At 30.7% G+C, this 1,321-nt stretch carries 2 protein-coding genes; both read left to right on the top strand.

Annotated features, from left to right (window positions below; translation table 11 throughout):
• Window positions 1–350: heme-binding domain-containing protein (locus HJ01_RS16790; protein WP_040474103.1), on the top strand; the 350-nt coding region annotated here is incomplete at its 5' end.
• A 22-nt stretch (window positions 351–372) separates the two neighbouring features.
• Window positions 373–939, top strand: a complete 567-nt coding sequence (locus HJ01_RS16785; RefSeq protein WP_007139708.1) for a DUF3347 domain-containing protein — start codon at window positions 373–375, stop codon at window positions 937–939.
• The last annotated feature ends 382 nt before the right edge of the window (window positions 940–1,321 follow it).

The following is a 1,321-nucleotide window of genomic DNA, read 5'->3' as shown; positions in this document are numbered from 1 at the left end:
ATTTTATGTTGGTCAATACAGTACCAAAAAAAATCAATGAGAAATTACAAGGAAGCTGTTATGACTGTCATAGCAATAATACAGCATACCCGTGGTATAATAAAGTACAACCAGTGGCTTGGTTTTTAGAAGATCATATTGTAAAGGGAAAATCGGAATTGAATTTTAGCGAATGGGCTGACTATTCAGATAGAAGAAAAAAGAGTAAATTAAAATCAATCATAAGTCAGATCGAGGATGATAATATGCCTTTAAGTTCTTATACATTAATCCATAAAAACGCAAGTTTTTCAGAAGAAGAAAAAAAGGAAGTCGTTACTTGGCTGACAGAACTAAAAGATAATTTATAAACAATAATTAAAAAAAACTAAAATGAAAAATTTAAAAATAAGTATAGCTGCAATGGTCTTGTTAACTGTTTCGTTAACCAATGCACAAGAAAAAGAAAAAATGAACCACGACCATGGAAACATGAAAATGGATCATAGCACTATGAAAATGGATAAGATGAACAATTCTAAAGCAGAAGCAGTTCTAGCTGATTACTTTCTACTTAAAGATGCATTGGTAGCCGATGATTCAAAAAAAGCGGCACAGGCCGGAGCTAAACTAATGGTCTCTCTAAAGGCTTTTGATAAAACCAGCTATAGCAAAGAAGAACAAAAAGAGCTAGTTGATATTATAGAAGATGCTACAGAACATGCAGAACACATTTCAAAAAGTCCTATTGCTCATCAACGTGAGCACTTTAAGACCTTAAGTACTGATATTACCGATATGGTAGCTATTACTGGAACTAAAAATAAGTTATACCAGCAGTTTTGCCCAATGTACGATAAAGGTAGTGCTTGGTTAAGTACAAGTAACGAAGTAAAAAATCCATATTATGGAAGTAAAATGCTGAAATGTGGAAAAGTGCAAAAGGAAATTAATAACTAAATCTACTATCTTCTAGAAGAGGAACAAGTTATCTAATTCATAAAAGGGATTATAAGGTTTTCATTATTGATTCGCAATTTGTAAAAAAATATCCCATTTATGGTATTAGAAAAGTCCTAGTTAGGGAAGGGTAAAATATTGATGACTAGTCCTAACCCTTCCCTTGTTAGGCACAATAAATTTAAAAAATAAAATCGATTTAATTATAAACAGCCTATATAATCAAATAAAGATAAATCCATTAATAAGTTAATGGTATTTCTCATCTAAATGGTAGGTAAAATATAAACTTTATAAACAAAATAAATAAATATTAAACAATAACATCGTCAATGAGCAACTTCCCTCAAATTATCCAACAGTACAAAACCGATACGGAAAG

The organism is Flavobacterium frigoris PS1 (assembly GCF_000252125.1).
Taxonomy (GTDB): Bacteria; Bacteroidota; Bacteroidia; order Flavobacteriales; family Flavobacteriaceae; genus Flavobacterium; species Flavobacterium frigoris_A.
Note: the sequence above shows the minus strand (reverse complement) of the source record. Positions and strands in the feature narration are given on the sequence as shown.

Coding starts and splice junctions, on each gene's coding strand:
- HJ01_RS16785 (WP_007139708.1), top strand. CDS start 373: ATGAAAAATTTAAAAATAAGTATAGCTGCAATGGTCTTGTTAACTGTT.